This is a genomic window from Halomonas sp. (assembly GCF_031581305.1).
Classification (GTDB): Bacteria; Pseudomonadota; Gammaproteobacteria; order Pseudomonadales; family Halomonadaceae; genus Halomonas.
In genome coordinates this window covers 1-4617 of sequence record NZ_JAVLBC010000224.1, presented here as the reverse complement: position 1 = coordinate 4617, position 4617 = coordinate 1, and the positions used below count along the sequence as shown (strand labels likewise).

The 4617-nt window shown below is 67.8% G+C and carries 4 protein-coding genes; 1 reads left to right on the top strand and 3 read right to left on the bottom strand.

Features of this window, described 5'->3' with window-relative positions; genetic code table 11:
- Nucleotides 1–1074, top strand: a 1074-nt coding sequence (locus tag RI841_RS14525; RefSeq protein ID WP_310706347.1) for a GGDEF domain-containing protein, incomplete at its 5' end; no start/stop codon positions are given.
- Between the two features lie 28 nt (nt 1075–1102).
- Here the strand turns inward: RI841_RS14525 and RI841_RS14520 are convergent.
- The 3 genes from RI841_RS14520 to RI841_RS14510 all read right to left on the bottom strand — a co-directional run.
- Nucleotides 1103–2842, bottom strand: coding sequence for an isocitrate/isopropylmalate family dehydrogenase (locus RI841_RS14520; RefSeq protein WP_310706346.1), 1740 nt, complete (start codon nt 2840–2842; stop codon nt 1103–1105).
- 98 nt (nt 2843–2940) lie between these two features.
- Nucleotides 2941–4194: a threonine ammonia-lyase gene (locus RI841_RS14515; RefSeq protein WP_310706345.1), complete on the bottom strand. Its 1254-nt coding sequence runs from the start codon at nt 4192–4194 to the stop codon at nt 2941–2943.
- Nucleotides 4191–4617 (bottom strand): gamma-glutamylcyclotransferase (locus RI841_RS14510; RefSeq protein ID WP_310706344.1); only part of this gene is annotated, 427 nt, incomplete at its 5' end. The genes RI841_RS14510 and RI841_RS14515, both read right to left, overlap by 4 nt.

Genomic DNA, 4617 nt, shown 5'->3' with positions numbered 1-4617 from the left:
GACTACACGGCGCTGGTCACTGACGTGGTGAGGGCCCAGCAGGACCCCGCCGCCCTGCGCCTGACCCTGGACAGTCTGATCGACCGCCCCGACCGCATCCACCGTGAGCAGATCCACGACCTGCTATGGCGAATCCCTCGACGCATCGAGGGCATCCGGCTGCAGCTGCGTCGCAGCGAACTCGCGCCCGCCAGCTACGGCGAGCTGGTCGAGGAGCTCGCCCATGTGGCGTCGCGGCTGCCGGCCCTGGAAGCCGCCATCGACGCCGCCGCCAAGGAGGGGCTCGACGAGCAGGGCCGCGAGACCGTTCTAGTTCTGGGCATGGAAATCGAGGAAGGGCTGGCCTGGGCCTACAGCGAGCTGAACGAGCTGCTTCACCGCGCCTCGGCCGAACAACGCCAGTTGATGGAGCGTCTGGCGCTGGCCGTGGCGGTACTGCTGCTCCTCTTGCTGCTGGCGATCGCCGCGGTGATGCGGATGCTGTTTCATCTGCATCGTCAACGCGAGACCATGCGCCTGCAGAGCCGGACCGATGACCTGACCAGCCTCGGCAATCGCCGCTGGCTGCGTGAGGCGGCGGAGGAGGCGTTCGAGCGGTGCCGACGCCACGGGACGCCGCTGAGCCTGATGCTGCTGGACCTGGACCACTTCAAGACCATCAACGACGTCTTCGGTCACCCGGTCGGCGACGCGGTGCTGGCTGACTTTGCCCGCATCCTGGAGCGGCAGGTGCGGCGTGTCGACAGGGTGGCGCGGATGGGGGGCGAGGAGTTCGCGATCCTGATGCCCGACAGCGACCTGGCGGGGGCCGAGGCCCTGGCCGAGCGAATCCTGTGCGCGACCCGAGCGATGCCGTTACCTATCCCCGCTGCCGATCATCGGCTGACGGTGAGCATCGGCGTGGTCGAAGCCGATGAGGAAAGGAGCTTCGACCGCCTCTACAGCCGGGCCGACCAGCTGCTCTACCGCGCCAAGGCGGACGGCCGCGACCGGGCCGAGACCGGCCAGAAGCACGAGGCCGCCCCATTCCCCATCGACGAGACGGCTCGCCACGATGACAAGGGCCTTGTGTAGAGAGCCCACGAGGCCGCTGTTCATCTTGTCAGGCGTCCAGGCGCTGGGCCACAGCATTGAGGAAGCCCTGCATGTCGACGATGGTCTCCGCGGCGGGGTCGGTGGTCTTGCCCTTGAGGTCGCCGGTGATGATGCCGTCGGCGACGGTATCGATCAGCGCAGCCTTGAGGCGGGTGGCATAGTCGACCAGGGGCGCGTTGTCCTCGCGCTCGCCAAGGGTCTCCAGGGCATTGGCCACGGCGAAGATCAGCGCCGAGGAGTTGAAGTGCGCCTCCTTGCCGTCGCTCTCCAGGTACGTCAGGTAGAGGTCGTGGGCGGTGCCGTGGGGCGCCTCGAAGAGCATGGTGCCGCTCTTGCTCTCGATGATCGAGCTGGCCGTGGCCAGGCTGCCGCCGAGGGCGGCGGAAATGTCCGAGAAGATGTCGCCGTCGAGGTTCTGAGCCGGATAGAGAGCGTTGCGCGGGGGGTCGGTGATCATCTTGATGAGCTGGCTGGAGGGTCGCATGATCATGAACGACGGCGGCGGGGTGTCGGCCTGGGCCAGTTCGCGGCGCACGTCGGTGATCACGGTGCTGAACACCTCGTCGTAGTCCATGTATTCGCGCTTGAGGCCGAAGTAGACCTCCTTCTGCTTGCGCGAGGCGTCGCGGAACACCTGGGTGACCCAGTCCTTGATGGCCTCGTGGTCGTTGGACATCAGGAGGATGGGGTCGCCTTGCTTGACATGGCGCGCATGCTTCTCGTCGCCGTCGACGATCACCTTGAGGATGCCGTCCTCCGTGGCGGGGGCGTTGTAGCTGCCGTACTGGTCGCCGCCACCGGCGCTCATCCGTGACAGTGAGACATGTGCCTTGCGGGTGGGGATGCCGTGCACCTTGAGCTGCTCGACCAGCTTGTAGAGCTTGCGGCCGGTGGTGTTGTCCGGCACGCCCCACAGCGCCCTCTGTGGCGGGTTGGCGACGATGCGCGCGGCCTGGGCATCGATCAGCTCGTAGTGGTAGGCGAGCCCCAGCGCCTCGACCTGCGCGCGGTAGTGGCTCTCGTAGATGCCCTCGATGGCGGCGCGCATCACGCCGTCGTAGCCGGCGATGACGGTGTCCTTGAGGCCGAGGTAGATGTCGCGCTTCTCGTCGATGGCGCGCTGGAAGAAGCGGTGCGCCCAGGCCTTGATCTCGTCGATATCGTTGGTGGCGAGCAGCCAGGGGTCGCCCTTCTTGACCTCGCGGCGGTGCAGTTCCACCGGGTCGCCGCTGGTGCCGACGAACATCAGCTTGACGATGCCGGTGGCACGGGAGAGCTCGTTGTAGCTGTCCTTGCTGCCACCGGCCGCCATGGTGTCGACCTCGATGTCGCGGCCGACCCATTCCGGCTTGTTGAACTGCAGGTTGCGGAACTGGATGTCCTCGCGGGTGATGTTGCCGCCGATGCCCTTGCGGATGGCGCCGTTGGGCGACTTGGTGGCCAGCGGATGCAGGGTGGTGCCGTCAAGCTCGGGATGGGCCGCCAGCAGCTCGCCCAGCTGGGCGCGGTTGACGGTCATGCCGGCGTTCTTGACGCCCACCCCGTAGCGCTTGAGCGCCTCGACGGCATCGATCACCGCCTGGCCGTTGGTAACCAGGCGGTTCTCCGCGGTCAGGTCGACCTCCACCAACTCGATGTCCAGCGGGGAGGTCACGAAGGTGTCGAGGATCCGCTCGAAGGCTACCTGTGCCATCTCGTCGCCATGCAGGATGACCAGGGGGGCTGTCACTTTCAACTTGCTGCTCATCAGTCTTCCCTTGTTGAGACGATGGAAACTGTTGCGATGATCGAATGCGCACAGGGTACGCCTGCCGCCGGCCCTGCGCCATGCGTCCAAGGTGCAGGTCAGTGCCCTTCGGGGTCGGTGGCCCAGCGCTCGTCCGGATGCACCTCACTGGCGGGCAGCACCGGGTCGTAGCCCTCGACGCGCAGCGCGGCGATCACCTCCCGGGTGTGGTCGCTGCCCAGGGTCTCGAGGGTGGCCTCGACCTCGGTGGCGCGCAGCGAGAGGTCGGTAAAGGTGCGCTGATGGGCGATCTGGATGACGTTGGCGCGCTGCTCGGCGAGCAGGCGGGTGAGTTCGGCCAGTGAGCCGGGCACGTCGGGGATACCGACCCGCACCCGCACGATGCGTCCGGAGCGCACCAGGCCGCGCTGGATCACCGAGGAGAGCGCCAGCATGTCGATGTTGCCACCGCACAGCACCAGCCCCACCTTGCGGCCGCGGTAGCGCTCGGGGTCGGTGAGCAGGGCGGCGAGCCCCGCGGCGCCGGCCCCCTCGGCGACGCTCTTCTCGATCTCCAGCAGCATCAGGATGGCCCGCTCGATCTCGGGCTCGTCCACCAGCACGATGTCGCTGACCAGCTCGCGCACGATCTCCCGGGTCAGCGTGCCGGGCTGCTTCACGGCGATGCCCTCGGCCAGGCTGGCCAGGCCGCAGTGAATCTCCTCGCCGGCCAGCGCCTGCTTCATGGCGGGAAAGCGCTTGGTCTGCACGCCGATCACTTCGATATCGGGCTTCAGCGCCTTGGCTGCCACGGCGTTGCCGCTGATCAGGCCACCGCCGCCAATGGGGATCACCAGGCACTCGAGGTCGGGGACATCCTCGAGCATCTCGGGGGCGATAGTGCCCTGCCCGGCAATGATCCGCGCATCGTCGTAAGGGTGCACGAAGACCAGGTGGCGTTCCTCGGCCAGGCGTCGGGCGTAGGCTCCGGCCTCGTCGACCCCGTTGCCTTCCAGGTGCACCTCGGCCCCGAAGCTGCGGGTGTTGCGCACCTTGAGGTTGGGGGTGTGGCGGGGCATGACGATGGTGGCGTGGATGCCCAGCCGTTTGGCGTGATAGGCCACTGCCTGGGCGTGGTTGCCCGCCGACATGGCGATCACGCCCCGGGCGCGCTCCTCGGGGCTGAGCGAGAGGAGGTGGTTGAGGGCACCGCGCTCCTTGAAGGAGGCGGTGAACTGGTGGTTCTCGAACTTGATGTAGAGCTCGCAGCCGGTGAGCCGCGAGAGGGTGGTGGAGTGCAGGCAGGCGGTGCGTTCCACGCTTCCCTGGAGGCGCGCGGCGGCCTGTCGAACGTCGTCGAGGGTCACGCTCATGGGAGGGGCGTCTCCGTTGGTGGGTACTTGTCGGGAAAGCAGGCGTCTGCCAGGTGGGGCAGGCGTGCTGCCAGGGCGAACACGTGGGGATCGTCCACGCCGAGGTCGCGCAGGGCCTGGGCCAGGTTGACCAGGTAGTCGCGGTTGGGACCGCTGGGGCCGTGAGCCACGGCAATCTGTTCGGCAATGGCGTCGAGCGGGGCGTCGCCGAGGAAGGCGGCGTTGTCCTCGGTGGCGAGGTACACCAGCCCCTCGGCGCTCGAGGGCGGTGCGGCGTCCTCGAAGTGAAGCCGGGTGACCTCGCGCAGGTAGCCGTTCTTCTCGCGCACGTCGAGCGGGCCGAGTACCTCGGGGGTGATGCGGTAGGCCATGCCATGGCAGGTCGCGCCGGGTTCGCGCACCAGGGTGACAACCCGGCCCGGC

What these genes read in the sequence shown, in the direction of transcription:
- RI841_RS14515 (WP_310706345.1), bottom strand. Translation starts at nt 4,194, where the DNA reads ATGAGCGTGACCCTCGACGACGTTCGACAGGCCGCCGCGCGCCTCCAG.
- RI841_RS14520 (WP_310706346.1), bottom strand. Translation starts at nt 2,842, where the DNA reads ATGAGCAGCAAGTTGAAAGTGACAGCCCCCCTGGTCATCCTGCATGGC.